Origin of the sequence: Luteolibacter sp. Populi (genome assembly GCF_040801775.1) — a bacterium.
Taxonomy (GTDB): Bacteria; Verrucomicrobiota; Verrucomicrobiia; order Verrucomicrobiales; family Akkermansiaceae; genus Haloferula.
Window position 1 is genome coordinate 2,018,180 of record NZ_CP161812.1, and the last position, 26,050, is coordinate 2,044,229.

Annotated in this window: 18 protein-coding genes; 12 read left to right on the forward strand and 6 right to left on the reverse strand. The window is 64.8% G+C overall.

Annotation, left to right across the window (positions count from 1 at the left end):
• Positions 1-25: 25 nt before the first annotated feature.
• Complete coding sequence (locus tag ABWK72_RS07955) at positions 26-781, forward strand: DUF2383 domain-containing protein (protein ID WP_367874257.1); 756 nt, start codon at positions 26-28, stop codon at positions 779-781.
• A gap of 47 nt (positions 782-828) precedes the next feature.
• Here ABWK72_RS07955 and ABWK72_RS07960 read toward each other — a convergent pair whose 3' ends face one another.
• Positions 829-1,923 carry a zinc-binding dehydrogenase gene (locus tag ABWK72_RS07960; protein WP_367874258.1) on the reverse strand — a complete coding sequence of 365 codons (1,095 nt, stop codon included), beginning with the start codon at positions 1,921-1,923 and terminating at the stop codon, positions 829-831.
• Entirely contained in the window at positions 1,920-3,206 is a 1,287-nt protein-coding gene (locus ABWK72_RS07965) for an MFS transporter (RefSeq protein ID WP_367874259.1), read from the reverse strand. The genes ABWK72_RS07960 and ABWK72_RS07965 overlap by 4 nt, the downstream gene beginning before the upstream one ends.
• Before the next feature lie 155 nt (positions 3,207-3,361).
• Here ABWK72_RS07965 and ABWK72_RS07970 point away from each other — a divergent pair, with 155 nt between their 5' ends.
• The 7 genes from ABWK72_RS07970 to ABWK72_RS08000 all read left to right on the forward strand — a co-directional run bounded on the left by ABWK72_RS07970 (position 3,362) and on the right by ABWK72_RS08000 (position 13,439).
• Positions 3,362-4,627: a cytochrome-c peroxidase gene (locus tag ABWK72_RS07970; RefSeq protein ID WP_367874260.1), complete on the forward strand. Its 1,266-nt coding sequence runs from the start codon at positions 3,362-3,364 to the stop codon at positions 4,625-4,627.
• Complete coding sequence (locus tag ABWK72_RS07975) at positions 4,624-7,089, forward strand: LamG-like jellyroll fold domain-containing protein (RefSeq protein WP_367874261.1); 2,466 nt, start codon at positions 4,624-4,626, stop codon at positions 7,087-7,089. The genes ABWK72_RS07970 and ABWK72_RS07975 overlap by 4 nt, the downstream gene beginning before the upstream one ends.
• 236 nt (positions 7,090-7,325) lie before the next feature.
• The gene (locus tag ABWK72_RS07980) at positions 7,326-8,804 is read left to right on the forward strand and encodes a LamG domain-containing protein (RefSeq protein ID WP_367874262.1); all 1,479 of its coding nucleotides are present in this window, start codon (positions 7,326-7,328) and stop codon (positions 8,802-8,804) included.
• 51 nt (positions 8,805-8,855) lie between these two features.
• Positions 8,856-9,677 (forward strand): LamG-like jellyroll fold domain-containing protein, encoded by an 822-nt coding sequence (locus ABWK72_RS07985; RefSeq protein WP_367874263.1) that lies wholly within the window; start codon positions 8,856-8,858, stop codon positions 9,675-9,677.
• Between the two features lie 40 nt (positions 9,678-9,717).
• The gene (locus tag ABWK72_RS07990; RefSeq protein WP_367874264.1) at positions 9,718-11,202 is read left to right on the forward strand and encodes a LamG domain-containing protein; all 1,485 of its coding nucleotides are present in this window, start codon (positions 9,718-9,720) and stop codon (positions 11,200-11,202) included.
• An 82-nt stretch (positions 11,203-11,284) separates the two neighbouring features.
• Positions 11,285-11,845 (forward strand): cupin domain-containing protein, encoded by a 561-nt coding sequence (locus ABWK72_RS07995; protein WP_367874265.1) that lies wholly within the window; start codon positions 11,285-11,287, stop codon positions 11,843-11,845.
• A gap of 112 nt (positions 11,846-11,957) precedes the next feature.
• On the forward strand, positions 11,958-13,439 hold the full coding sequence (locus tag ABWK72_RS08000) for a sulfatase (RefSeq protein WP_367874266.1): 1,482 nt from the start codon (positions 11,958-11,960) through the stop codon (positions 13,437-13,439).
• A 19-nt stretch (positions 13,440-13,458) separates the two neighbouring features.
• Here the strand turns inward: ABWK72_RS08000 and ABWK72_RS08005 are convergent, their stop codons facing one another.
• Together ABWK72_RS08005 and ABWK72_RS08010 are read right to left on the reverse strand one after the other, a co-directional pair.
• On the reverse strand, positions 13,459-15,939 hold the full coding sequence (locus tag ABWK72_RS08005; RefSeq protein WP_367874267.1) for a TIM-barrel domain-containing protein: 2,481 nt from the start codon (positions 15,937-15,939) through the stop codon (positions 13,459-13,461).
• A 104-nt stretch (positions 15,940-16,043) separates the two neighbouring features.
• A complete protein-coding gene (locus ABWK72_RS08010) occupies positions 16,044-16,520 on the reverse strand; it encodes a hypothetical protein (protein ID WP_367874268.1) in 477 nt (158 codons plus the stop codon).
• Between the two features lie 174 nt (positions 16,521-16,694).
• Between ABWK72_RS08010 and ABWK72_RS08015 the strand changes: the two genes are divergently transcribed.
• Together ABWK72_RS08015 and ABWK72_RS08020 are read left to right on the forward strand one after the other, a co-directional pair.
• Positions 16,695-17,999 carry a glycosyltransferase gene (locus ABWK72_RS08015; protein ID WP_367874269.1) on the forward strand — a complete coding sequence of 435 codons (1,305 nt, stop codon included), beginning with the start codon at positions 16,695-16,697 and terminating at the stop codon, positions 17,997-17,999.
• Between the two features lie 61 nt (positions 18,000-18,060).
• Positions 18,061-19,302: a glycoside hydrolase family 57 protein gene (locus ABWK72_RS08020; RefSeq protein WP_367874270.1), complete on the forward strand. Its 1,242-nt coding sequence runs from the start codon at positions 18,061-18,063 to the stop codon at positions 19,300-19,302.
• Positions 19,303-19,466: 164 nt separating this feature from the next.
• Here the strand turns inward: ABWK72_RS08020 and ABWK72_RS08025 are convergent, their stop codons facing one another.
• Positions 19,467-20,333, reverse strand: coding sequence for a hypothetical protein (locus tag ABWK72_RS08025; protein ID WP_367874271.1), 867 nt, complete (start codon positions 20,331-20,333; stop codon positions 19,467-19,469).
• A gap of 305 nt (positions 20,334-20,638) precedes the next feature.
• Between ABWK72_RS08025 and ABWK72_RS08030 the strand changes: the two genes are divergently transcribed.
• Positions 20,639-22,144, forward strand: a complete 1,506-nt coding sequence (locus ABWK72_RS08030) for a hypothetical protein (RefSeq protein ID WP_367874272.1) — start codon at positions 20,639-20,641, stop codon at positions 22,142-22,144.
• Positions 22,141-23,451 (forward strand): hypothetical protein, encoded by a 1,311-nt coding sequence (locus ABWK72_RS08035; RefSeq protein ID WP_367874273.1) that lies wholly within the window; start codon positions 22,141-22,143, stop codon positions 23,449-23,451. The genes ABWK72_RS08030 and ABWK72_RS08035 overlap by 4 nt, the downstream gene beginning before the upstream one ends.
• A gap of 86 nt (positions 23,452-23,537) precedes the next feature.
• Here ABWK72_RS08035 and ABWK72_RS08040 read toward each other — a convergent pair whose 3' ends face one another.
• Complete coding sequence (locus ABWK72_RS08040) at positions 23,538-25,928, reverse strand: tetratricopeptide repeat protein (protein WP_367874274.1); 2,391 nt, start codon at positions 25,926-25,928, stop codon at positions 23,538-23,540.
• Positions 25,929-26,050 lie beyond the last annotated feature (122 nt).

A 26,050-nucleotide genomic window follows, 5' to 3' on the forward strand; every position in this document is an offset into this window, starting at 1 on the left:
TTCCAACCTACCCACTCGCAAGACCGTGAATATTCCACGAGCCAAGGACCTCCACCCGGACCAATGGGTGGAGCAAAAAGTCACCACCGGGAAGCAGCGCCTGCTGGAAGCCCGCGATGAAATCGAAACTGCCGTGGTCCAGAATCCGCTGCGTTCGCTCGCCGTGGGTTTCGGCGTCGGCTATCTGGCCCGCAGCCTGCCCTTGGGGCGGGTGGTCGGAGGGGCGGTCCGTCTGGTGTTGCCCTTCGTGCCGCACGCCTTGCTGGCGATCGGGGCGGCGCGGGCATGGGAGATTGCGCGCAGCGAGCGCGGGCCGCGACCGCAGCGCCTGGCATCGCCGCAGGAGGCGTGCATCGCTTCCTGCAACAAGCTCCTGCGCGGCGAGCTTTCGGCGATCGAAACTTACACCCAGGCGATCTCATCCTTCGGGACGGATCGCGAAGCGGGGACACTGCGCCATATCCTGGCGGTACACGAGGAGAACGCCAGCCGCTTGCGGCAGCACGTCGCGGAGATGGGCGGCGAGCCGTCCTTCACCTCCGGCATCTGGGGCGGCTTCATGAAGGCGCTTGAGGGAGGGGCCTTGGCTCTGGGCGAATCGCCCGCGCTGGCCGTCCTGCAAGCCGGTGAGGAATACGGCGTCCACGGCTACGACGAGGCGCTGAAAAATCCCGGTGTGATGGAGGAGATCAAGAATGTGATCCGCCAGCACATGCTGCCGCGCAGCGAGGAGAACGTGAATACGCTGCTGCGGTTGAAGAAGGAAAAGGCGGCCGTCTAGATGGACCGCCACGATTCTCAGGTCCGCGTGCCGTGGTGGCTGCCAGCTCAGGGCAGAACCACGGTGCGCATTCCTGCGTTCGCGGTGGAGGAGGCGAAGGCGGCTTCGATGTCTTCCAAGGCGAAGCTTTGGCCCTGGAGGGATTCGAAGGGGAACCTGCCGCGCGCGCTGCCGAGGAAGTCGAGGGCGGCGACGAGATCGCAGGGCGCGTAGTTGTGCAGGCCCTTCACGGTGAGCATGCGCCGGACGAGGTCATTCGGGTCGATCTCGACCGTGCCGCCGGGAGTGGTGGTGCCGGCGATGATCGAGGTGCCGCCGGTGCGGAGCGCGGCGAGGGCACCGGTGACGGCCGAGGCGGAACCGGAAAACTCCATGGTTAGGTCGGCACCGCGGCCCAAGGTAGCATCGCGGGCGGTGGCGACGAAATTTTCCGGGCTGCAGAAACGCTTCGAGCCGAAGCTGCGGGCCATTCCGGCGCGGGCCGGATTCACATCGCAGGTGATCACTTCCGCGGCTCCCAGTTCCAGGGCCATGGCGGCGGCGGTCAGGCCGAGGACGCCGCAACCTACGACAGCCACCGTACTTCCCCTGACCGGACCGGCGCTGCGGAAGGCGGCGGCGACGGTGGCGACGGCGCAATTCGCCGGTGCAGCGATGGCGTCGGGCAGATCATCCGGGAGGCGGACGATGCCGGTGCCGGCATTCAGCAGGCAGCATTCGGCGAAGCCGCCGCTGAACTCGCGGCCCGGGGAGATCGAGCTGTGGCCGTATTTGAAAAGGTTCTCGCACTTCTGGGGCAGGGCGTGGGTGCAGAAGAAGCACTCGCCGCAGGAGGCAGCGAGGGTCCAGGTGATGCGGTCGCCTTCCGCAAGCGGCTCACCGCGCAGGTCGATCCGTGGAGCCCCGGGCCCGAAGGCCATGATGCGGCCGACGATCTCGTGACCGAGCACGCAGGGGACGGGTTCCTGGCGGCGGCCGTGCCAGGTGTGGAGGTCGCTGCCGCAGATGGTGCTGCAGGTCACCTTCACCAGCACTTCGCCACGGCCCGGATCCGGGACGGGGAAATGTTCGAGACGGAAAGGTTCGCCATGGCCGGAGAAGACGGCGGCAAGGGCGAGCGGGCTGGAGCGGCGGTTGGTCATGCGCGTGAAGTACGGACGAAAGACATCAGGATGGCACCGGCGGTGCAGGCCACGGCGACCACCGGGAAGACCATGTGGGTCGAATGGTTCCGCTCGATCAGGGAGCCGACCAGCGGCTCGCCAAGACCGGCGAAGAGGTAGGCGAAGAAGTTCATCATGCCGGTGCCGGTGCCGGCCAGGCGCTTGCCGAGCAGGTCCGGGCAGAGCGCCCAGAAGGCGGACTGCGGGCCGTAGACGAAGAAGCCTGTTAGAAAGAGCAGCGGGATCGCGAGGGCGGAGCTGCGGTCGAGGAAGGCCATGCCCGAGGCACAGACCGCGGCGGCGAGCAGGAAGATGATGACCGGCGCGGAACGGGAGCCGCGGAACACGCGATCCGAGATCCAGCCGGCGGAGACCGCGCCGAGGGCCATGCCCACCGGCAGCGCGACGGCGATCCACTTCTGCGAGGATTCCTTCCAATGGTCTCCGAGGAAATGCACCGGGACCCAGACCAGCAGGCCGTAGCGGGCGAGATTCTGGAAGCCGATCGCGGCGCAGCCGAAGAGGAAAGGAACGCAAGCGAAGCCGCAGCGGTAGCGCTCCCACCAGGTCAGCGGACGCTCCGGGTGGAAGTCCTGGCGGGCGGTGTCCGCTTCCTCCGGCAGATCGGGGAAGCCGGCCTTCGAGGGCTTCTCGCGGACCACCAGCCAGAAGACGATGCAGCCTAACAGCATTAGCACGACCGGTGCGCGGAAGATCCAGCGCCAGCCGTGGCCGACCACGGTGGCGGCCATCAGGAAGGTGAGGACCGAGGACATGCCCGCGGCGAAGGTATACCAGCCATAGACCCGGCCGCGGTGGCTGCGGTCCCACCAATTCGAAATGATGCGGCTGCCGGGCGCCCAGCCCATCGATTGGACGAGGCCATTGCCCGCCCACGGAACCATCACCCCGGCGAGGCCGCCGGCGAAGCTGGTGATCCAGTTCATCACGAAGGACAGCAGGCCGCCGAGGGTCATCAGGCTCTTGCCACCGAAGCGGTCGGCAAGCTGGCCATTGATCGCCTGGCCGATGGCGTAGGACCAGAGCATCGCCGCGCCGCACCAGCCGAGCTGGGCTTTCGTCAGGCCGAGTTCCTCCTGCATGCCGGGGATGGCGAAGCCGAAATTCTGCCGCCCCGTGTAGTAGAAGAGGTAGCAGAACATCACCGTCAGCAGGGTGGCGACGCGCGCCTTGCCGAAGGATTCCGGCTGCGGTTCGGGAGAAGCAAGCGGCGGAGGGGTGGGAGCGATCTCGGTCTTCATGCGACGGTGGTGGAGTCTGGGTCAGGTGTCCGTTCGTCGCGGTAAAGGGCCGCAGGGTCACCAAGGGCCTATCTGACAGGGCAGCGGTCACAAGAAAAAAGTTTCCCTGAAACGATTTTGTTGCATTCCGGGAAACACTTGTTATTCCGGTTGGGATGAATCGCCGCAATGGGATCCTTGGAGCCCCCGTCAGGCCCCGCTTGGCGGCGGTTTGCTTGTCCTTCGCGGCGGCGGTCATGGCGATTGCGGAGGGCTCCGACGAGGCGCGGCAGGCGCAGGCGGCGGCGGCATTGCTCGGCCGGGAGATCTTTCTCGACGCCGGGCTTTCGAATCCCTCGGGGATGTCCTGCAGCAGTTGCCATCTGCCGGAGGCGGGCTTCGGGGATCCGCGCGCGGTTTCGCCCGGTGCAGTGCTCGGCAGGAATGGCCGGAGGAATGCGCCGAGCCTGATGTATGCCGCGCTGATCCCGAACCGGGACCAGGAAGACATTCTGGAAGAAAGCGGCGAGCAGATCTGGGTCTGGCAGGGCGGCCTGTTTCAAGATGGCAGCGCCCGCACGCTTCACGAACAGGTCCAGCGGCCCTTCTTCGATCATGCGGAGATGAACCTCGCCAGCGCTTCCGATCTGGCCGCGCGCCTGCGCAAGGCGGACTACGCGGTGAGCATGAAGCACGGGCTCACGGAAGCGGAGTGGGCGGATGATGGAAAGCTCGCGGAGCGTGCTTATCGCGCGCTGGTCGAGTTCCTGAAGGAGCCGATGTTCCGGCCCTTCGATGCCCGCATCGATGACTACTTCGCGGGCAATCAGGAGGCGCTGTCGCCCGCCGAGAAGCGCGGTCTGGAGATCTTCAAGGGCAAGGCCAAGTGCGCCGATTGCCACCTGCTGCAAGCCAGCGCCTGGCCGCGGCCGCTGCTCAGCGACTTCGGCTACGACAACCTCGGTGCGCCGGCCCGCGGGGTGAAGGATCCGGGCCTCGGCGGCCATACCGGCGTGGCGGAGGAACTCGGGCAATTCCGCGCGCCGACGCTGCGCAACGTCGCGCTCACCGCGCCTTATTTGCACAACGGCTCGATCGCCACGCTGCGGGAGGTGGTCGAATTTTACAACAAGCGCGACATCGAACCGGAGCGCTGGGGACAGACCGATTACCCGCAGACCGTGAACCGCGACGACCTCGGTAATCTCGGGCTGAGCGAAGCGGAGGTGGACGACCTGACGGCGCTGATGGATGCCTTCACCGACCGTAGCCTGCTGGAGATGCAGAAGCGCGGCGACCGCTTCCCCGCCGCTCCAATCGGCACCCCGGATAGCTGGAAGATGCGCGCTTATTTCCCCGACTGGAACCATGCCGCGCCGCCGCTGCCAGCCCATCCGCCGCGCCCGGCAGACCCTGAACCGAAGCTTTCAAACCAACCATGATGCGATCCTCTAACAAGTGCCGCGGCCTCCGTGCCATGCTGCTCGCCGCCGCCCTGACGATCCCCGCAGCCGCCCAGACCGGACCGATGACGGGCACGGTGAAGACCACCGAGGCGTGGTTCCTCTACCGGCCCGGAGCGGTGGAGAAGAGCCTGCGCCTGAGCGTGCTCGGCGCGGGAGGCCAGGTCATCGCCAGCAGCACTTCCGCCAGCGAGGCGGGCCATGACTACGTGGCTAAATTCCACGTGGACGGACTCACGGCAGCGACCGACTACACTTACAAGATCGAGGACCTCTCGGGGCAGGCTCCGGTGCAACTCGGCGGTCCCGCCGATGGCCTGCGCTTCAAGACCCGGCTTCCGACGGGCACCAAGGGCGTGGTCACCACGGCCTTCGTCTCCTGCGCCAATAATACCTCCGAGCCGGTGTGGGAGCGGATCGGCATCCTCAAGCCGGACCAGGTGATCCTCGGCGGCGATACCCCCTATGTGGACGTGGCCGATCTGGCGACCAGCCGCACGAAGCATCGCGCCTTCCTGGAGACGCCTTTCATGTCCGAGCTGATCCGCGGCACCTCCGCGGTGGGGACTTGGGATGACCATGATTTCGGTCTGAACGGCGGCAACGGCGTGAACACCGCCGACCGCAAGGTCAACACCCGCCAGGCCTTCACCGAATACCGCGCCCACGAGCAATTCGGCACCGGCACGGAAGGCGTCTTCCACAAGATCGACCTAGGGGTGATGGAGATCTTCCTGCTCGATCCGCGCTGGTGGTCGCAAACCGCGGCCTCGCCGGTGGATCCGACCCAGAAGACCTGCTTCGGCACCGCGCAGTGGGAGTGGATCCGCCAGGCGCTGGAAGCCTCGCGCGCGCCTTTCAAGGTGCTGGCGATGGGGCAGATCTGGGAGGACAAGAAGAACTCCGAGAACGACGACATGTTCACCTACTGGTATGAACGCGATGCACTCTTCGACTTCATCCGAGAGAAGGCCATCCCCGGGGTGGTTCTGTTAGGCGGAGACATCCACGTTTCGCGCCACCTGATCCATCCGCAGCGGGTCGGCTACGATTTGCAAGACTTCGTGATCTCGCCGGCCCACACCTCGATCATCCCGAGCCTCGATGTCCCCCACCCTTCGCTCGAGTGGTCCTCCCAGCAGCCGCGGCAGTTCATGACCCTGACCGCGGACACGCGCGTGAATCCGCCGCTGCTGACCGCCCGCTTCTACCTCGCGGACGGGACGGTGCAGCGCGAGGTGCCGATCTCCTACGACCGCCTGACCCCGAAGCAAGGTACTGACCTGGGCCGCGGCCTGCGCGCGTGGTGGTCCTTCGACGGCGATCTGAAGAACCACTCCGTGCTCGGCAGCCGGATCGATGCGGAGGCGGTGAACGGTGCCAGCCTGGTGGCCGATGGCGGCCTGCGCGGCGGGGCGGTGGAGCTGTCCCGGGCGGCCGGTCAATACTTGCACGTGGGCCGCAGCGCGCTCGATGATAATGGCGCGGCGCACACCGTCTCGCTGTGGTGCAAGCCGGCCACCCTGCCTGCGCATGGCAGCGCCGAGCGCCACTTTTTGATGGAGAGCACGCTCGGCGGCAGCGTCGGCGATGGGGCTGGCTTCGCGATCTCGATGGGCCTGCGCGCCGCAGCGACCCCGGAGCAAGTGAACGTGGAACTCTTCACCCACACGCTCCCGCCTGCGGCCGCCGCTTCCACGGCCTCGCCGGTGGCGGCCAGCCAGGGCGGCTTCTCCTGCGTGGTCGACCGCAGCCTCTTCAGCGACCGCTGGGCGCATGTCGCGCTGAGCTTCGATAGCACGCACCTGCGGCTTTATGTGGATGGCACGGAAGTCGCTTCGCACCTGCTGCCGGTGCCCGGTCCCGCATCCGAGATGGGCGGCTTGGTGATCGGTGGTCATCGCGAGGGCGGCGGGCGCAACTTCGACGGTCGCCTGGACGAAGTCGCGCTGTGGTCGCGCGCGCTGTCCGCCGCGGAGATCGGCGCGCTTTATCATTCCGGCACACCGCAGGCGCTGCCCGCGGAAGTCTCCGCCGCGGACAGCGATGGCGATACCTTGGAAGACTGGTGGGAAGTGCTCAACGGACTGAACCCCGGCAACATCGCGGACGCCCTGGCGGATGCCGACCACGACACCGTGCCTGCATGGCTGGAGCGCGCCGCCGGCACTCATCCGCAGGTGGATGACTCCAGCCTCTACGGCTATCTCCGCGAGCTCGCGAGGCCCGGCGCCGGAGCCACGCCGCTACTCTTCCGCCATCCTTCGCTCGACAGCCTGAGCTTGCGGCTCACCGGCAAGGAAAGCGGCGATCTGTTGAGCTGGGCCACCTTGGAGCCAGGCTCCGGCATCACCGGCGATATCTTCTCGAACGACTTCCTCTTCACCGTCTCCCCGCCACCGTCGGCTCCTTGGTTTTTCCGATTCGAAGGCGCACCGTAATCCGGCAGCGAAATGTGATGAAGTTGCCTAAAAGCAACTTTTAGATTGAAATAGAAACACCGGATGCCGAGAGTGCTCCGGTAGATTTGAGGGGACCGGCATTTTCTGCCGCCCCTGTGGAGCTGTTCTCCTCCACCCACCACATCTCGACCGCCCCGCGCCACTAGGTTTCCCAAAGAATAACGAAAGAACTTCATCAGCAACCGCCCTTCCGCCCCCGCCCACTCTACACCATCATGAAAAATCCCATTCCGTTCGCACTGCTCACCGCCGCCGGCGTCCTGTCCGCCCGGGCCGCGCTGACTGATAACCTGATCGCGTATTACAATTTCGAGGCACCCGGCAACGCGGGTATCGCCAACATGGTTCCCGGGAACACGACCCACGCCGGACGCTACGGCAGCGGCACCACGACCGGTGCTATTCCCGCCTTCGGCAGCGGTGCGGGCTACGCCGGCAGCACGACCTTCGCGGGTGCGGAGGCCGCCGCGACGACCGACCGCTCCGATCTTCTGGCTGGCACCGCGCTCAATGTCGCCAAGAGCGATGCCTCGACCACGGCGGGCAGCGGCTGGTTCAATGTCCCGACCCTGAGCGCCACGGCGCTGGGCCCGAACTTCACGATCTCCGCCTGGTTCTTCCTGGCACCGGATGCGGACAATACCGGCAGCACCGCCGATGTCCTGCGCGACTACGTCTTCGAGGGCGGAACCAACTTCGATGTCTCCTTCGGCACCAATGCCGCCGCCGGGAGCGTGTATGCCTCGTGGATCGGCGAGGCAGCTTCCAGCCCCTCCGCCACCCTCAGCACCGGCCAGTGGCACCATGTCGCGCACGTCTTCACGCAGAACGGTGCGAACACCAACCTGACCGTCTACATCGACGGGGCCCAAGTGGGCGCGGTCCTCTCCGCCGCGACCACCACCATGAACTTCGCCTCGATCAATTTCGGGGCCGCGCGCAACGGCGTGCGCGTCTTCGACGGGATGCTCAACGAGGTCGGCGTCTGGAACCGCTCGCTGACGCCGCAGGAGGTGACCGAACTCAATGCCCTCGGCACGGCCGGGACCCCGATCCTCACATCGGTGGCGGTGGCGCTCTCCTCCAGCCCCGTCAATGCCGGCACGATCAACGGCTCCGGAACCTACCACACCGGTGTCCCCGTCCCGGTCTCCGCCATTGCCAATCCCGGCTACATTTTCAGCGGCTGGACCGGCGATTTCACCGGCCAAGCCGCTTCCTTCACCTACACCGCTTCCGCCGCGGCCAACGCTACCGCCACCTTCACCCAAGATCTGGCGGACAGCGATGGCGACGGCCTGTCGAACTACGACGAAGCCGTCGTCCATCACACCCTGCCCGGCAATCCCGACACCGATGGCGACCTGATTCCAGACGGTGACGAGATCTTGATCACCGGCACCAGTCCGACCGCCAGCGATGGCGCGCTGGTGAACTTCGTCCGCAACAACCTCGACCCGGACCGGGCAGGTGCCATCGCCCTTGCGCCGCTGCGCATCGGCCGCGATGCCTCGACCGGCGTGATCAGCCTGTCCCTCTCGCTGAGCGGATCGGCCGACCAGAATCTCTGGCAAGATATCGATCTCGGCAGTCCCTCGGCCTCCATCGTCCCCTCCGGCGACGGTTGGAACATCACCTTCCCCGCGCCTTCCAGCACGCTGAACAGCTATGTGGTGCGCACCCACCAGCCTTGAGAATCTGCTGCAAGCAAAACCAACCATCACACTTCCCGCACTATGATTAACATGCGATATCTCCTTTGCTGCGCCGCGCTTGGAATGGCACCGGCGAATGCCGCACTCGTCGCACGGTTCAGCTTCGAGTCGGATTTTAGCAATTCGGTCACCGGCGGCGCGGTCGCCACCGTCAATGGCGCCTCGACCCCGACGGCGGGCCAAACCGCGGTTGGTTCAAATGTCCCCAATACCGGGAATGTGCTGCGCATCGATGGCGGCGCCGTCACGCCGGTGGACGGCCTGACCATCGGCGTCACCTTCGGCGGAGGGACGAATGCATCTCTCACCAGCCTCGGCGACAACTTCAGCATCAGCGCCTGGTATCGGGTGGACTCGCCCTTCACCGCGGGCAGCGACGCACGCCACTATGTGTGGGAAGGCAACGACGGCGCCGGTAGCACCGACTACGACATTTCCTACAACGCCAATCCGACCACGGGAAATGGCCAAACCTTCACGAAAGGCCCCGATACGAACACGCTGATTACCGGTGCCGGCACCGCGGGCACGTGGTTCCATGTCACCCAGACTTATGCATCGATCGGGTCGAATATCGGTATCACAACCTACATCAACGGCCAGCCTGCAGGATCCGTCCTGAATTCCGCCAATACGAATGCCACGGATTTCAATGTGATTGGATTGAACATCGGGATGTTCCGCGGTGAGAACCGGGCTTTTGACGGCCAGATCGATGAAGTGATGATTTACGACAACACGCTGACCGCGGGGCAGGTCGACGATTTGTATCTCAGCCAGGTGCCCGAGCCTTCCGCGGCCATGCTTGGGGGCTTCGGACTACTCGCCCTGCTCCGCCGCAGACACCGCTGAAACGATTCCTTCACTTCATCCCATCGATTCCCGCTTCGCCATGAACTCGACACGACTTTCCCTGATCGCCCTCGGCGCGATCCTCCCGTTCTCCGCCGCCAAGGCCGACCTGACGAGCAACCTCCTGGCCTACTATGACTTCGAGGAAACCGGTGCCCCCGGCCTGGCCAACAAGGCTCCGGGAGCTACCAGCTTCAATGCCACCCGCGCCGGCACCTTGAATGCCGATTGGGCCACGGCCGACAATCCCACCGGCCCGGGCTTCGCGGGCAAGGCCGACTTCACCGCCGCCACCAGCGGCATCAGCGACCGCTCCGACCTTCACGTCGGCAAAGCCCTGAACCTCGATGAGGACCGCGACGAATACGTCCGCATCCCGCTTGGCACGGACCAGCTCGGCACCTCCTTCACCATCTCCGCATGGCACGCGCTGACCCCGGGCAGCCTGAATGCGAGCAACCGCTACCACCTCTTCGAATCGGACCTGGGCTTCGATGTCTCCTGGGGCACTTCCAATACCGCCTTCGCCACGCCGCAGAGCGCCTACCAGTATCTCGCCTACATCGGCCAGACACCGGCTGCCGGCTTCGGCCCCACCGGCGTGAGCACCCAGGTCTGGCACCACGTCGCGCACTGCATCTCCTCGGACGGCACGACTACCACCCTGCGCCTGTATGTCGATGGGCTGCTCTTCGGCAACCGCACGGTGGCCACCAACACGATCGACTTCGATGCCATCTTTCTCGGTCGCCAGCGGACCGATGCCGCCAGCGATCGCGATTGGGACGGGATGATCAACGAGGTCGCCCTCTGGAACCGCGCTCTGACCGCCAACCAGGTCACCGAACTCTATCAGCGTGGCGAGAACGCCCTGGCGCTGGACGACGATCTCGCCGCCGTCGGCAAGGCCTTCGTCAGCGTCGATCCCTCCGATCCTGCGGGGGGCGAAACCTTCGGCACCGGCCTCTACAATCTCAACGACGAGGTCGAAGTCGGAATGCTCCCGGCGCTGGGCTACCTCGCCAACGGCTGGGCGGCTCCCTTCAATACCCAGGAAGATTTCTTCACCCACATCGCCACCGGCTCCGTCACCATCACCGCGAACCTCGTCCAGGACAGCTCCGATCCGGACAACGACGGGCTCAGCACCTACCAGGAACTCGTGGTCTATGGGACCGTCCCCACCGATGCCGATACCGACGCCGACCTGATCCCGGACGGTGCCGAGGTATTTCAAAGCCAGACCGACCCGGTGGTCAGCCAACTCGATACGGTGAACTACATCCTCACCAACCTCGGCGGGGTCCAGCCGGGCGAGACCGTGCTGACCCGCAACCAGGCTAACAACACGCTCACCCTGAAGCTGAAGCCCGGGGCGTCCACCACGCTCGGCCCCGTTTGGGGCAGCCTGACGCCCGCCAGCCCTGGAGTGGCGGCGGCGGCGAGCAGCGGAGACTTCCTCCTGCAAGTGCCGGGCACGGCCGATGCGAAGCGCTTTTTCCGGGTTGAGGGCGTCACGCCCTAATTGACATGGGGTCGACAAGGCCGGCGGAGGGGCATCGGCAAACTTGACCCGACCCTCCGCCGGCTGTTGTCTTCCGGGAAACATGAACCTGGTCGAACTTGCATCGCGGATCAAAGCGGCACGGCTGGCGCGCGGCTACACGCTGGACCGCGTGGCCGAGCTTTCCGGCCTGGGCAAGGGCCTGCTCTCGAAGGTCGAGAACTTCCGCGTGACCCCTTCCCTGCCGACCTTGGCGAAGTTCTGCGAAGCGCTCGGGCTGAGCATTTCGGAGTTGTTGGAAGGACTCGACGAGAAGCCGAAGCTGAGCATCGTGCGCACCAACGAGCGCAAGGAGATCGAGCGCGACCGCGACCAGTCCGACATCAACTACTTCGCGCTGGCCCATGGCCGGCCGGACCGGAACATGGATCCTTTCGTGCTGGAGGTTCCCGCCGGCGGCGGCAGGCGTGAGGCGATGCCACATGAAGGCGAGGAGTTCCTGATCGTCCTCAATGGCGCGATTTCCTTTGAATACAACGGCGAGGTCCACACGCTGAAGGAGGGCGACGCCGCCTACTTCGATGCCGAGGTGGACCATCGCGTTTTCAATCCCGGCGGCAAGGACGCCAGGATCCTCTGCGTCTTCCTGGGCCGGCCGATCTGAGGCAGGGTCCTTTCTCCGAAAGGTCCGGCTGGGAATAGACTGAAATCTCGAAACAGAGCCGGTTCAGTTTGGGTGCCGTACCGCTTGGAAAGCGATCCCTGCCATCTTCACCATGATCCGCTATCTTCTTTTATTCATCATCGCCCTGTCCGCGCTCGCCGGGGCGAAGCCGAACCTCGTGCTCTTCGTCACCGATGACCAAAGCCCGATCGCGGGTTGCTACGGCTCGCCGATTATCCGGACGCCGCACCTCGATGCGCTGGCGAAGGAGGGCACGCGCTTCACCCGGGCCTTCGCCACCACCGCTTCCTGCTCGGCGAGCCGTTCCGTGATCCTGACGGGTCTGCAGAACCACGCGAACGGGCAGTACGGCCATGCTCACGATTACCACAAGTTCTCGACCTTCGGGAATTGCGCCGCGCTGAGCCTGCCGCTGCAATTGAAGGCCGCAGGCTATCGCACCGCGCACATCGGCAAAATCCACATCGCGCCGGAGTCGGTGTATCACTTCGACCGCTACCTCAAGGGCGGCGGCTCTAACAACACGCCGGACTGGGTGAATGCCTGCAAGCCGCTCTTCGCGGAGAAGTCGGAGGAGCCCTTCTTCCTGTGCTTCTGGACGAATGATCCGCACCGCAGCGGGTCGCAGGACGAGAGCGCCGCGGAGGAACTGAAACCGAACCGCTTCGGCAATCCGCCGCGGGGGCAGAGCTATCCGGGAATCGAGGAGGCGGTCTATGATCCGAAGACGCTGCCGGTTCCTGCTTTCCTGCCGGACACGCCGGAGTGCCGCGCGGAACTGGCGCAGTATTACCAGAGCGTGACGCGCACCGATAAGGCGCTGGGCGCGCTGGTGGCGGCGCTCAAGGAGGCCGGGCAGTATGAGAATACCCTGATCGTCTTCACCGCGGATCACGGGATGGCCTTTCCGGGCGCGAAGACCACCGTGTATGAGGCGGGCCTGCAGGTGCCATTCGTGGTGCGCATGCCGGGCAGCGCGGCGGGAATCGCCTGCGATGCGATGATCTCGCACGTGGACATTACGCCTTCCCTGCTGGATGCGGCGGGCGGCCTGGATGCTTCAGGACGCGCGCCTTCCAAGCTGCTGCCGGTGGCGAAGCCGGGTGCCGGGGAGAATGCGGGACCGGCCTTCAAGCGCTATCACGGGCGGTCGTGGATCGGCCTGTTAGGCAAGGAGCATGGCGAAGGCTGGGACGAGGTCTCGGCTTCCCACACCTTCCACGAGATCCAGATGTATTACCCGATGCGCGCCTTCCGCGACCGGCAGTACAAGCTGATCTGGAACATCGCTTCGCCGCTCCCCTACCCCTTCGCGTCCGACCTGTGGGCGGCATCGACCTGGCAGGCGCAATTCAAGAGGGGCAAGGACGCGGCGTATGGGATGCGCACGGTGGATTCCTACATCCATCGCCCGCCATTCGAGCTTTATGATCTGGTGAAGGATTCCGCGGAATCGAAGAACCTCGCGGATGAGCCGGAGCAGGTGGAGCGGTTGAAGGCGATGAAGCAGCGGCTGAAGGCGATCCAGAAGGAGACGGGCGATCCGTGGGTGATGAAGTGGGAGTATGAATGAGGGGGCCGCGGGAGTGCCATCAATGATTCGCCGTCTCCTCCACCCGCTTATGGACCAAGGCCACCGGTTCCCAAGCTAGTTCGAGGGTCTTGAAGTCCGGCGGGACGCTGACGCGGTAGCGGCCGTCGTCACCACGGGTGGCGGCGAATTCGCTGCCGTCGGCCACGACTGTTAGATCGGCCTCGGCGCTGCCGATGCCGCAGAAGGTGATGTGGATTCTCCCGTAGCCGGGAGTCCATGAGCCCTGCCATTCCCGGCTCAGGGCGAGGCGGCCCTCGCCGCCTTCGACATGCAAGGTGGAGTCGCGGTAGTGGCCTTCCTTCCACGATTCGCCGTCGCCTTCGTCCTCATACCAGCGGCTGGTCTCGCTGCCGTCCTTCCACCAAGTGCGGAGCTCCGGTTCGGGGTGCGGGATCTCGCCAACGTATTGCTGGAGCGGCCAGTGCGGGATGACGGCCCCGCCGCGGACGAAGACCGGGATGCGGTCGATCGGGCACTCGATCCAGATGTCGGTGGCGACCGCCTTCGGCCGCGAGTCATCGTGATACGCGAACCAATCGCCGCGCGGCAGATAGAGGAAGCGGCCTTCCTCGCCCTCGGCCAGGATCGGCACGACGTAAAGGTGATCGCCGAAGTAGAATTCCGCGCTGCGCCAGTAGGCATCGGGATTCTGGTGATCGACCAGCGGCAGGGAGCGCAGCATCGGCGTGCCGTCCTTCACGTATTGCCAGAAGGCGGTGTAGATGGCGGGCAGGAGATGGTAGCGCATCTCAATCGCGCGCTTCACCCAGTCCGTGGTGTCATCGCCGAAGGACCATGGCTCCTGCTCTCCGTGATCGCCGGAGGAGTGGGTGCGGAAGAAGGGGTGGAAGACGGCGAGCTGGACCCAGCGCAGGTAGAGCTCCGGGGTGGGCGTCTCGATGAAGCCGCCGATGTCCGAGCCGATGAAGGACATGCCCGAGGTGGCGAGGCGCTGGCACTGGGTATTCGCCATGTTCAGGTGCTCCCAGGAGGCGACGTTGTCACCGGTCCAGGCACAGGCGAAGCGCTGGGTGCCGGCGTAGGCGGAGCGGGTGATGGAGAAGGCGCGGCGGCCCTTGCCCCAGAGCTTCAGGCCCTGGCGGGTGGCGCGGACCATCTGCATGCCGTAGATATTGTGCGCCTTGCGGTGCGAGCAGGGATGGCCGTCGTAGTCGTGCCGCACGTCGTGCGGGAAGGTTCCGTCCTCGAAGACCGCGGGCTCGTTCATGTCGTTCCAGATGCCTCGCACGCCGGTCTCGCCGATCAGCTCCTTGAACAGCGTGGCCCACCATTCGCGGACATCGGGTCGGGTGAAATCCGGGAAATGGCAGAGGCCCGGCCAGACGGAGCCCTTCATCAGCGCGCCATCCTGGCGGCGGCAAAAGTAGTTCCGCTCGATGCCCTCGACCCATGCCGGATAGAGCGGGTCGATCTTCAGGCCGGGGTCGATGATCGCGACGGTCTTGAAGCCCTGCTCCTCCAACTCGGCCACCATCTTCTTCGGGTCCGGGAAGCGCTCGGCATCCCAAGTGAAGCAGCGGTAGCCGTCCATGTAGTCGATATCCAGATAGATCGCGTCGCAGGGGATCTTGCGGTCGCGGAAGCCGCTGGTGATGCCGCGGACGGTGGCCTCCGGGTAGTAGCTCCACTTGCACTGGTGGTAGCCCAGCGCCCACAGCGGCGGCATCTCGGCCATGCCGGTGAGGCGGGTGTAGAGCTGCACGATCTCCAGCGGCGTCTCGCCCTGGATGAAGTAGTAGTCCATCTCCCCGCCCTGGGCGCGGAAGGTGGTCACATTCGGCTTGTCGCTGCCGAAGTCGAAGCCGGTGCGGAAAGTATTGTCGAAAAAGATGCCATAACTCCTCCCGCGGCACAGGCTGAGGTAGAAGGGCACGTTCTTGTAGAGCGGATCGGTCTGCGGGCCGTAGGCGTAGGTATCGCTGCCCCAGAGCTCGAAGCGCTTGCCGCGCAGGTTCAGGTCGCAGGATTTGTCGCCCAGGCCGTAGAAGTATTCCCCGTTCTGGCAGATCTTGCTCATCTTCACGATCTCGCCGCCGTAGGTCTTGTTGTCCTCCCAGTGGTAGCCCTTGTCATCCTGGCAGAGGATGCGGCCGCTGACGGTGTTGGTGATGGTGGTCTTGAGGCCCTGGCGGGCAATGCGCACCGAGATCCGGCCGGTCTTCAGCGCGTAGCCATCGGCGAACTCGATCAGTTCGTGCGGCGGCAGCTCGGGGATGAAGGCGGGATCGATCGCGTAGGAAAAATCCGAATCGAAGCGACCCTCGGACGAGAAGCGGAAGCGGACGATGCCCTCCGCGACCAAGCGCATCTGGAGGAGCACGCCATTGTCCGTTAGGAATTCGTAGATGCCGGGGCCGGGTTTACGCATTTCACGCACGCCGCCGGGGACGAAGTCCACAACCGCTGCCGCGGTCTGGTGCTTCTCCATGTAATTGCCGGAGAATTCTTCAGATGCCATGTCGATCGGGGGGAGGTCGAACCTCCCATTTCTACTACCATGGCACGACCCGTGCCAATACGCGAACACGTAGTTTGGCGGAGTCGTCTGTCCGCACGAAAAGCCTAGTAATCTCCTTCCTCTCGCTTCGAAGCCACTCCGAGAATCCGAGACGAATCGAAGCGTCCTTTCTTGGTAAGCAGCTTTTCGGCGGCGAGGTCGAAAGTCGCGGAGCTTCCGGGGTCGTTCGTGGCGTCGAGAATTGTCGTCCCCTCGCCCATCTCAAGCGCCAGTAGGACCTTGCCTGTGAAGGTGGCGGTCTTGCCATCGGTAGAATATTCGGCCGAATCGGCTGTTACATGCCACTCGCCTATCTGCGCCGCCTTCCGCTCCGAAGCGTTTGACAATGCTCGTGCAGATTTTGCGCTGCTCTCCACCTGGCCGGCGGGCGCTCGCTTGCTGCAACCGGTGGCGAGCCAAACTGCGACCGCAACGAGAAGTGAGATGAGCTTCCTCGTCGGCATTTCGAGAGCAAACGGTCCCGGCTTCAAAATAGCGAGCAAGCAAGCAGCCCGATAAAGGTTCCGCGCAAAATCGGACATAGCCGTCTGATGGAGCAAAATTCCCCCTTGTCATGAATGTCGCCGATGCCAATGTGGCGGGCTCGGTACGTGTAACTCCGTATTTTCCCTCGACATTGGCCCGACCATTGCTCAGGCACATCCGTGGTTGTGGGAGTGCCTGAGAATCAGCTCCCCAAGCCTTGCATACAGGTCATGAACCGTCTTCGCGTGCTCAAACTCGGTTGGGAGTTTCCCCCGTTGATCAATGGTGGTCTAGGGATCGCCTGCTTAGGACTTTCGCAAGCACTGGCCAAGCACGTGGACCTCCGCGTGATCGTGCCGCGAGCCGCGCCGGACACGCAGTTCGAGGGCTTCGAGCTGACCGGCCTGAACAACCTCCGCGTCGAGGAATTGCAGACCGTCGAGGGCAAGTACCGCTACGAAAGCTTCGCCCAGATCGACCGCGTGCCGATCCATCTCGATCCCTACGACATCAGCGAGACGACCGCCGAGCAGATCCGCATGGAGCCCGGCGGCGAGATCCGTTTTTCCCAGACGACCCGCAACCAGCTCGAGCAATTCAAGATGGGCGAACTCTATGGGGCCGACCTTGGGACCAAGGTCGTCGAGTTCTCGAAGATCGCCGCGAAGCTCGCGCTGCTGACCGAGTTCAACATCGTCCACGCGCATGACTGGATGACCTTCCTCGCCGGCGTGGAGGTGAAGAAGGCCACCGGCAAGCCGCTCGTTTTGCACGTCCACGCGTCGCAATATGACCGTGCCGGTGCCGATGCCCGCGGCTGGATCTACGACATCGAGAAATACGGCATGGAGGAAGCGGACGCGGTGATTCCCGTGAGCCGCTACACTGGCCAGATTTGCTCCGGCCACTACGGCATCGACCCCGCGAAGGTCCACCCCGTCCACAATGGCGCGGAGCCGGTGGAAGTCTTCAGCACCAGGAAGAAGTTCCCCGAGAAGCTGGTCCTTTTCCTCGGCCGCCTGACCGCGCAGAAGGGCCCGGAGTTCTTCCTGGAGATCGCGCAAAGGGTGCTCGATGTGAACAAGAACGTCCGCTTCGTGATGGCGGGCACCGGCGAGCGCCTGAAGCCGCTGATCGAAAGCGGTGCCTTCCGCGGTCTCGGCGGCTACTTCCACTTCACCGGCTTCCTGAACAAGGAGAAGGTCAACGAGTTGCTCTCGATGACCGACATCTACTGCATGCCCTCGGTCTCGGAGCCCTTCGGTCTGTCCGCGCTGGAAGCCGCGCAATTCGGCATCCCGGCCGTGATCTCAAAGCAATCCGGCGTGGCCGAGGTCCTCAAGGGCGCGCTCAAGGCCGACTTCTGGGACGTCGAGCTGATGGCCAAGCACATCATCGATCTGTTGGAAGACGACGAACTCCGCGAGCGGGTCGTCAAGCAAGCCGCACTGGACATGGCCGCCTCGACCTGGGACGCCGCCGCGGAAAAGGTCGTGGCGATTTATGAGGACCTCGTGCACGCTTCTGTGAGATGAGCCGGGCCGCCCACGATTCTTCACTGATCACCGATCACTGATCACTCGGCACTTTTTCCCAATGCCCGACGTCTGCCTCTACTTCCAGGTGCACCAGCCGAACCGGCTGATCCCTTACGATTTCTTCCGCATCGGCGAACATGCCTTTTATGAGGACGACGGGCTGAACGGCGAGGTGCTCTCGAAGGTTTCGGAGAAGTGCTACCTGCCCGCGAATGCGATCTTCCAGAAGGCGATCGAGGACAGCAAGGGGCGCTTCCGGATGGCGCTCTCGATCAGCGGCACGGTCATCGAGCAGATGGCCCACCACCGGCCGGACGTGCTGAAGTCCTTCCAGGACCTCGTCGCCACCGGCAATGTCGAGCTGCTGGCAGAGACCTACTATCACTCGCTGGCGATCCTGCACTCGAAGAAGGAATTCGAGCGCCAGGTGGACAAGCATCTGGAGATCCTGGAGGACACCTTCCACGTCCGCCCGCGTGTCTTCCGGAATACCGAGCTGATCTACAACAACGCGATCGCCGCGCAGGCCGAGACGATGGGCTTCGACGGCATCCTGGCCGAGGGCGTGCCCTGGGTGCTCAACGGCCAATCGCCGAATCACCTTTACCGCGCGCCGCACGTCTCGCAGCTCAAGACGATCCTGCGCAATGTCGGCCTGTCCGATGACCTCGGCTTCCGCTTCTCCGACAAGACTTGGTTGGAGTATCCCCTGACTCCGGAGAAATTCGCCGGCTGGCTGGCCAAGGCACCCGGGGACGTGGTGAACCTCTTCCTCGACTACGAGACCATCGGCGAGCACCAGTGGAAGGACACCGGCATCTTCGACTTCTGGTCGGCACTCCCGGAAGCGGTGCTGGATCAAGATATCAAATGGGTGACTCCCGGCGAGATCGTGGACATCTTCCGCGCTTCCAAGGAATACGACTGCCACTGGCCGACCTCATGGGCCGATGCCGAGCGCGACCTGAGCGCTTGGACCGGCAACGTGATGCAGCAGGAGGCTATCGCCAAGATCCACCGCCTGGAGGAAGAAGTCCTGGCCGCCAAGGACCCCGACCTCGCCCACGTCTGGGCGAAGATGCAGACCTCCGACCACTTCTACTGGATGTCCACCAAGGGCGGCACGGATGGCAGCGTGCACCAGTATTTCTCGCCGTACGGCAGTCCGTATGACGCGTATATCTACTTCATGAACGCGCTGGCGGATTTGCAGATCCGGCTGAAGCGACTCCGGGAAGACAAGGCCATCCCCGAGCCCGTGCCGCACGAGGAGAGCGACGGAATCAGCAGCATCGGCTGAGACGCAATCCGCGATCGCCTACCTATCCCTTCGTCGATCCGGTTCCGAGTGCCCTGAAGGGGCAAAGAAGCTCCGAGAATCCACAAGATGTGGGGACCCCCCGGAACCCGATGCCGCATTCCAAGACCGCCGTGCGACTCCCGTGCCGGACTCTTGCCGGTGAATCAATCCCGGCGACGACGCAGGGCACCGAGCAGGAGCAGCGAGGCACCGATCGCGAAGGCGGACGGTTCGGGAACGACGGTGCCCATGGCATTGGTGGTTTGAGAAAACCCGCCGAGTTCCGTCCAGGTCGAGGTCGAGTTGATCCCGCCGTTCACGCCACCCAAATCCTGATTCAGGCTGTTGTGCTGGGTTGAAGTCGCCACCACGTAGCGGAGCGGGCTTTGGTCGGAAATGTTGATGTTCTTCGTGGCGAGGTAGGAAACCAAGTCGTTGAAGGGAACGAGGAAGCTGAGATAATAATCGGCATCCCCGCTGGTCGCGGTCGTTGCATCATTGCTGGTGCCGCCGTCAGTGAGATAGTCGACAGCCCGGTAGTTGTAATTGCTCGCGCCAATCGCGTAGCTAAACGACGCGGAGGCAGCAATCGAGGTGGTGTTTGGAGAGGTATTGGCAGAAGAGCCGGGCGCGTAGATCCCCAAGCTGGAAGAATTCCCTTGGTTCCCGAGACCGAGAAATGCGTCGACCGAGCCATTCCCATCCGCATCCACTCCGACCCAAGCGACCCGGTCGAAGGACGGATTTTTGTCATTGCCGCCAGCGGCATCCAGACGCAACCGGAAGCCGAGAGTGCCATCGGTCGCACTGGCGGAACCGTTGTCGTTAAAGGTGGTGAAGAAGCCGGCATTGTTGCCGACCCCGACGATGTCTCCAGCAGGCTGACCGGTTTGCTGGTCGGCCAGATAGTCGTAGTTTCCTGCCAATTGCGTCCACTCCGTGCTGGGAGCGGAAACGGATGCCGCGGAGGCACAAGCCGACAGAGACGCAAGGGTCGCCGTCACGGCGGCCCGGATACGGGGGTAATTCATGGGGTGGAGAACGGGTGAGAACAACAGCCGGCGAGTGAGAAATTCGCCAGCGGGCTTCGCCTTATCCCAGACCGAAGCGGAGAGCAATGAATATCAGCTTTTCCTGAATATACGTAATCGCGTAATCAAGGGCCGCTCCGCTTCCTTCCGGTCTGGTATCGCCGCTTCCCGCTCGGTGGCACGGCCGTAGGATCATACGCCGGCATGCGGCGCAGCCGGGTCCGGGAGCCAGCCGATGGAAAACGCAATGCCGGTTATTTCATAGACGGAAGAGACAGGGCGAAGCATTGGTTAGAATATCCCAGATGACGAATCCCCGGCGAGTCCTGATTACCTGCCTGACCCACGGCACCGCGCTGGCGGCGGGGTGGTTCGCGTGGAGCCATTGGCGGGCACCGGCGGAGGGCAAGCCCGGGCCACTGGAGGCTGCGGCGATGCCCGGGGCAGCGGGCAAGGCCGGGGAACTCTCGGCGGACGAAGTGCTCGCCAGCTTCAACGCACCCGCCGAACAGAACAAGGACCTGAAGGCCGAGGTGGAGCAGAACCGGGAATTCGACCGGCTGGTGGCGACGATGGAGGTGCCCGCGGATCTGGCCGCCGCGCTTTCCAAGGAGATCGGGGACTGGCTGCTGGACGGCAAGGACCAGCGCAAGCCCTCGCCGATGATCATGGCGCTGCTCTACCATTGGACGATCCGCGACCCGGTCGGCATGATGAAATGGGCGGAGTCCGACGGGGCGACCCAGGAGGCGATGATGTGGCACTCCTTCCAGGTCTTCGACAAGGTTGTAAAGGACAAGGGCCCCGGCGTGCTCGCGGGCGGATTGGGCGGCGCCTTCGGAAGCTTCGCGGCCCATTTCATGGCCCAAGGGCTCGGCGGGCAGGGCGCGGATGCCGCGCAAGTGCTGGCGCTGAAGGACACGCTGCCGGAGGACCAGTGGCGGCGGCTGCGCGGGCAATTCGAACGGACGTGGCCCTTCCAACAGAAGGACACGCTGGCGGCAGTGGCCATCGCCGAGCAGCAACCGGAGATGCTCCTCGAGTTCGCGAAGAAGAACGGCGCGGAGGGAATGAAATGGCTGCGCGGCCTGCTGGCGGACCAATCGCTCGACGCGGGCTTCAAAGGGCAAGTGACTGGCAGCACGATGTGGCAGGACTTCGTGCGGAGCGGCACGACGATGCCCCTGGACGAGCGCGTGAAGCTGCTCGGTGGCGATGAGCAAGCGCAGGCCCGCGACCTCTACGGCCAACTCGCGGAGAAGGACCTGAGCGCGATCCTCAAGAACGGCCGCGACTGGCGGCATGCCTTCCGCCATGGCGAGGCGGATGCCGCGGAAGTCCTGGCTGCGATGGCCAAGGAGCTTCCGGAGCTCGCCGGGCGCGCCCCGGAGGCCTTGCGGAACCGGCTTTTCCTGGAGCTTGTCGAAGAGGATCCGGAGCGGGCGATGACCTTGTTAGAGGGCTTGCCGGAGGCGGAGAAGGCGCAGGTCGCGATGCAGGCCGCGGCCCGCGCCTTCAGGAACATCGATCCGAATCAATTCATGGCGGCGCTCGGGAAGATCCCCGCGGACACGCCGGAACTCCGGGACGCGCGGCTGGAGGCGTGGAGCCACAATACGCCCCGCAATCACGAGCGGCTGGGCGAGGACTACATCGCGTGGGTCCGCGAATTGCCGCCCGGCCTCGATCGCGAGATGGCCCTGTTTTCCCTGGCGAAGACGGTGCAGGCCAGGGACCGCGCGCTGGCCACCGGGCTGCGCGGCGAGCTGACGGATGCCTCATTGAAGAAGCGGATGGAGGAAGGGCGATGAAACGGGTCACACGCATCGCCAGTCACGCCGCCGCGGCCGCGGTGGGAATCGCCCTCGCGGGTATCGCCACGCGGCCGGCGGAGCCATCCGCCGCCGCGCCCGGCTCTCTAACAAGTGCCGGAGCGCTCCGCGAGCCGCAGCCCGGGCGGAACCCGGCGGCCCGCAAACCGAAGGCGGAAGATTACCGGCGGGCCTGGCTGGCCCTGGCGGCGAGGGACCACAACATCCTCGACCGCCGCGGCATCCAGCTTGGCTTGTTAGAGAAATGGGCCGAGGTGGACCTGGCCGGCGCCCTTGAAGCCGCGCTGGGTGAAGCCTGGGACAATGACTTCAATCCCGGCTTTGAGGTCGCCGGAACCTCCGGTCACACGCTGATCGAAGCCTTCCGCAAGGCATTCACCGAGCGGCCGCTGGAGGCTTGGGCGCTGATCACCAGCGGCAGGTTCGGCGTCGGCACGCAGATCCTCCGCCGCCAGTGGCTCGCCAGCGTGGCCGCCAGCGATGGCGGGCTGGTGGTTTCCATGCTCCGGGACCTGCCGCCAAGCCTACGCGAGTATGCCATCAACCGGACGATGGGGGAGGCCAAGGTTCATCCCGAGCGCATGCATGAGATCATCGCGAAGCTCCTCGCGAACGGCCCCGGTGCGGAGCCCGAGGGCTGGTTGAGGATCGCCGCGGCGCAGTTGCCGGATGGCGGCGATCCGGCACCGCTGCGCGAGCAATGGGCTGCCCTCCCGGCCGGTGCGCCCCGCACCCTGGCGCTGATGACCTGGGGTGCCAGCCTGCGCAGAGCCGATGAGGCGACGCTGCGGAGCGAGTGGGAAAAGATCCCCGCGGACCACCGCGGCGAGGCGGCGAAAGCGATGTTCCTGCCGATGAATGCGAGTTCCCCGGGCCTGACCACGGCCATCGGCCTGGCGATGCAAGCCGGTGAATGGGACTTCCTCGCGGAGGACAAGGCGGTGGATCAGCTCCGCTTTCATGCCATTAACGCCGACCCGCTGCGGCTGGCCGAATGGGCGCAGGATCTGCCGGAGCGGCCGGAAGCGGTCGAGTTCTTCCACCGCGCGGTGGACCGCTACATCGGCGATGACCTGCCCCGGGCCAAGGACTGGCTGGAGGCCATGGAGCCCGGCGATTGGCACCGCGAACGCGGGCTGGCGGAGTATTCCCAGCAAGCCCTGCGGCGCCACCAGGACCCGGAAGCCTCGCGCTGGGCACTCGACCAGATCAGCGATCCCGCCTTGAAGAAGACCGCGGAGGGCTGGCGGCGGGATTGGGAAAAGGAGACCGGCCAAGGCCGCTGACGGCTCTCGCGCCGCGGGATCGGGGAGCGAGGAGGGAGCCCCCCCGCCCGGAACGGCGCAACCTTTCCGCTACGCTGCCGCCCGTCTCAGGGTGCCTTCCACTCCGGATACTTGGTCTTCAGCATCATCCGGTAATCGGCGGCGGCGGAAGGATCCTGCTTCTTGTCGAGGGCGAGCGCGGCCTTGTGCAGGGCCATCGGCTTGAGCACGCGGTCGTTGTCGTCGAGCTGCTCGATGGCGGAGACATATTCGATCGCCGCGCGGGCGGGATCGTTGCGCTTCATGTGGATATCGCCATTGACGATCATCACCTCGGCAATCGTGCGGCCCTGCGGTTGCAGCGCGCGGCATTCGGAGAGGGCGGCGGCGGCTCCTTCCACATTGCCGATTCCAAGCAATGCCTTGGCGCGGTCCACCAGGCCATCGGCCTTCCACATCGCGGCGTCCTCGACTTCGAGGGCGTTGTTGACGGGACCGAGCGCCTCCTTCGGCTTGCCGGCGGCGAGCAGGGCCTTGCCGAGGTAGCGCCAGGTTTGCTTGGCGGTGCTGCGCGGCTCGTCCTCGTCCGCGATCAGGCCGTAGAAGCGGGCGGATTGCTCGTAGCGGTCGGCGCTGAAAGCCTGCATCGCCGCCCAGTCGATCAGCTGCTCCGGCAGGTAGTCCACGAAGTCCTCCTTGATCGCGGTGTCCACGTCCTCGCACAGCGCCTCGGGGGCCTGCAGGGTCCAGTGGGCCAGGGCGAGCAGGGCTCCGGCATTCTTGCCGTAGGTGGCATGCTCGAGTTCGCGGGCGGTCCCGGCGTGCGGGATCGCTTCCTTCAGGCGGTCCTTCTTGGTCATGCCCCAGGCCACCCAGTAGTGGGCCTTCGCCTTGCGCGATTTCACGGCGCCCGGGAACTTCATGAGGAAGCCCTCGTAGCGTGCGATCATGTCCTCCAGATTGCTCTCCTGCCGCGCGATCTCCGCGGACTCGAGGTAGGCCAGTTCGGTGAATTCGGCCGTCGAATCGCGGGTGATCACCTGGTCGAAGTCCGCGATCGCCTTCGTCGGCTCGCCGCTGGTCTTGTAGGCCTGCGCGCGCTGCATCAGTGCCTCCGCGGCGCGCGGATCATCCGGATAGTTCGTGATGAATTCGCTGAAGGAACGCACCGCGCCCGCCGGGTCCTCGCTGGCCAGCGAGCAGGTGGCGCGCTTGTAAAGCAGGCCCTTGCGATTCTCCGGGCTGAGCACCGTGGCGTCGATCTCGTTGTAAACCTTCGCCGCCTCGGTCGGCTTGCGCTCGTCCATGAGCGTCTCCGCCTTCATCAGCAGCGCGGTGTGGATCTTGGGATCGCGCGGGCGGTTCTTGCGGTAGATATCGAGGAAAGCATCAACCTGGTCCGGGATATGGCGGCCCTCGATCCGGTAGAAGCAGAGCACTCGCAAGTAGTTTGCCTCGAAGGCATGGATGTTGTTCGGCAACATCAGCTTCTCGACCTCGCGGAAAAGCTCCAGCGCCTCCACGTTCCGCTCCAGCTCCATGTAGGACTTGGCCGCGACCATCAGGCGGCGGGCCTCCTGCTCGCCGGCGGCCTTCTCCGCGCTGCGCAGAAAGATCGAGATCACCTCGCCATACTGCTTGCTGTCGTAGCGCGCATTCATCAGCGCGATCTGCGCGTCCGGGCGGTAAGCCTCCATCCCGGCGGTATTCAGCACCAGCATCAGGTATTTGTCGGAGACGTCCGCCTGGCCCAGTTTGGCGGCGACGATGCCGGCTTCGACGGCGGCCGGGCCGCGGACGTCGGAGGGGCTGCGCGACATCACCGCCTGGTCGAGCAGGGGCAGCGCTTCATCCAGCTTCTCCGCCCGCGCCAGCAGCTTGCCGAGGTGGAGCTGGGTCTTGCTGAGGAAAGGATTGAGCGGCTCGGGGTCCGTCATCACCTTCCGGTAATACTCGGTGGCCTCGCGGGTGCGGCCCTGCAGCTCATAGGAAAAGGCCGCGTAAAAAAGCCCTTTCAAGCGGTGGTCCGGCGCGGTCGAGACGGCCACCATCTTCTCGAAGAGCGGCGCGGCCAGCGCATACTGGCGGTTGTTGAAATGGTCCACCGCCAGCCGGAACGCCGCGGCGCTGGCGAAACCGCCCTTGCCGAAACGGCTGATGATCCCGTGGTAGCAGCGCCGCGCATCGTCCACCCGGCCGCAGCCGTAGTAGCTCTCCCCCAGATACCACCAGGCTGCCTCGGCATTCGGGTCGTTCGGCTTCTCTTCGATGAAGCGGCTCAGCACCGAGATCGCCTGGGTGTAGCGATCCAGCTTCTGGTCGACGATGGCGCTGGCTTTCGCGGAATCGTGCAGGCGCTTGCCGTGGGCATACCAGTCCGCCGCTGGATCGGGGCGCGGCGGCGGCGCGGCTTCATTCTCGTCCACCGGCTGGGCGCGCGGCACCTGCTGGGCAAGCGCGGTCGCCGTTGCGGCGAGGCAGAGAAGAAGGCGGATCATAACGACAGGACGGATCATCACCGCTACGCGGGCGTTTGCCAAGAAGGGGTTTTGAAAGGCGATACGGCTGCTATTCGGAGATTTGAACTGCGAGTGGACGCGAATAAAAATGCCATTTTTTC

Coding starts and splice junctions, on each gene's coding strand:
- ABWK72_RS07960 (WP_367874258.1), bottom strand. CDS start 1,923: ATGACCAACCGCCGCTCCAGCCCGCTCGCCCTTGCCGCCGTCTTCTCC.
- ABWK72_RS07965 (WP_367874259.1), bottom strand. CDS start 3,206: ATGAAGACCGAGATCGCTCCCACCCCTCCGCCGCTTGCTTCTCCCGAA.
- ABWK72_RS07970 (WP_367874260.1), top strand. CDS start 3,362: ATGAATCGCCGCAATGGGATCCTTGGAGCCCCCGTCAGGCCCCGCTTG.
- ABWK72_RS07975 (WP_367874261.1), top strand. CDS start 4,624: ATGATGCGATCCTCTAACAAGTGCCGCGGCCTCCGTGCCATGCTGCTC.
- ABWK72_RS07980 (WP_367874262.1), top strand. CDS start 7,326: ATGAAAAATCCCATTCCGTTCGCACTGCTCACCGCCGCCGGCGTCCTG.
- ABWK72_RS07985 (WP_367874263.1), top strand. CDS start 8,856: ATGCGATATCTCCTTTGCTGCGCCGCGCTTGGAATGGCACCGGCGAAT.
- ABWK72_RS07990 (WP_367874264.1), top strand. CDS start 9,718: ATGAACTCGACACGACTTTCCCTGATCGCCCTCGGCGCGATCCTCCCG.
- ABWK72_RS07995 (WP_367874265.1), top strand. CDS start 11,285: ATGAACCTGGTCGAACTTGCATCGCGGATCAAAGCGGCACGGCTGGCG.
- ABWK72_RS08000 (WP_367874266.1), top strand. CDS start 11,958: ATGATCCGCTATCTTCTTTTATTCATCATCGCCCTGTCCGCGCTCGCC.
- ABWK72_RS08005 (WP_367874267.1), bottom strand. CDS start 15,939: ATGGCATCTGAAGAATTCTCCGGCAATTACATGGAGAAGCACCAGACC.
- ABWK72_RS08010 (WP_367874268.1), bottom strand. CDS start 16,520: ATGTCCGATTTTGCGCGGAACCTTTATCGGGCTGCTTGCTTGCTCGCT.
- ABWK72_RS08015 (WP_367874269.1), top strand. CDS start 16,695: ATGAACCGTCTTCGCGTGCTCAAACTCGGTTGGGAGTTTCCCCCGTTG.
- ABWK72_RS08020 (WP_367874270.1), top strand. CDS start 18,061: ATGCCCGACGTCTGCCTCTACTTCCAGGTGCACCAGCCGAACCGGCTG.
- ABWK72_RS08025 (WP_367874271.1), bottom strand. CDS start 20,333: ATGAATTACCCCCGTATCCGGGCCGCCGTGACGGCGACCCTTGCGTCT.
- ABWK72_RS08030 (WP_367874272.1), top strand. CDS start 20,639: ATGACGAATCCCCGGCGAGTCCTGATTACCTGCCTGACCCACGGCACC.
- ABWK72_RS08035 (WP_367874273.1), top strand. CDS start 22,141: ATGAAACGGGTCACACGCATCGCCAGTCACGCCGCCGCGGCCGCGGTG.
- ABWK72_RS08040 (WP_367874274.1), bottom strand. CDS start 25,928: ATGATCCGCCTTCTTCTCTGCCTCGCCGCAACGGCGACCGCGCTTGCC.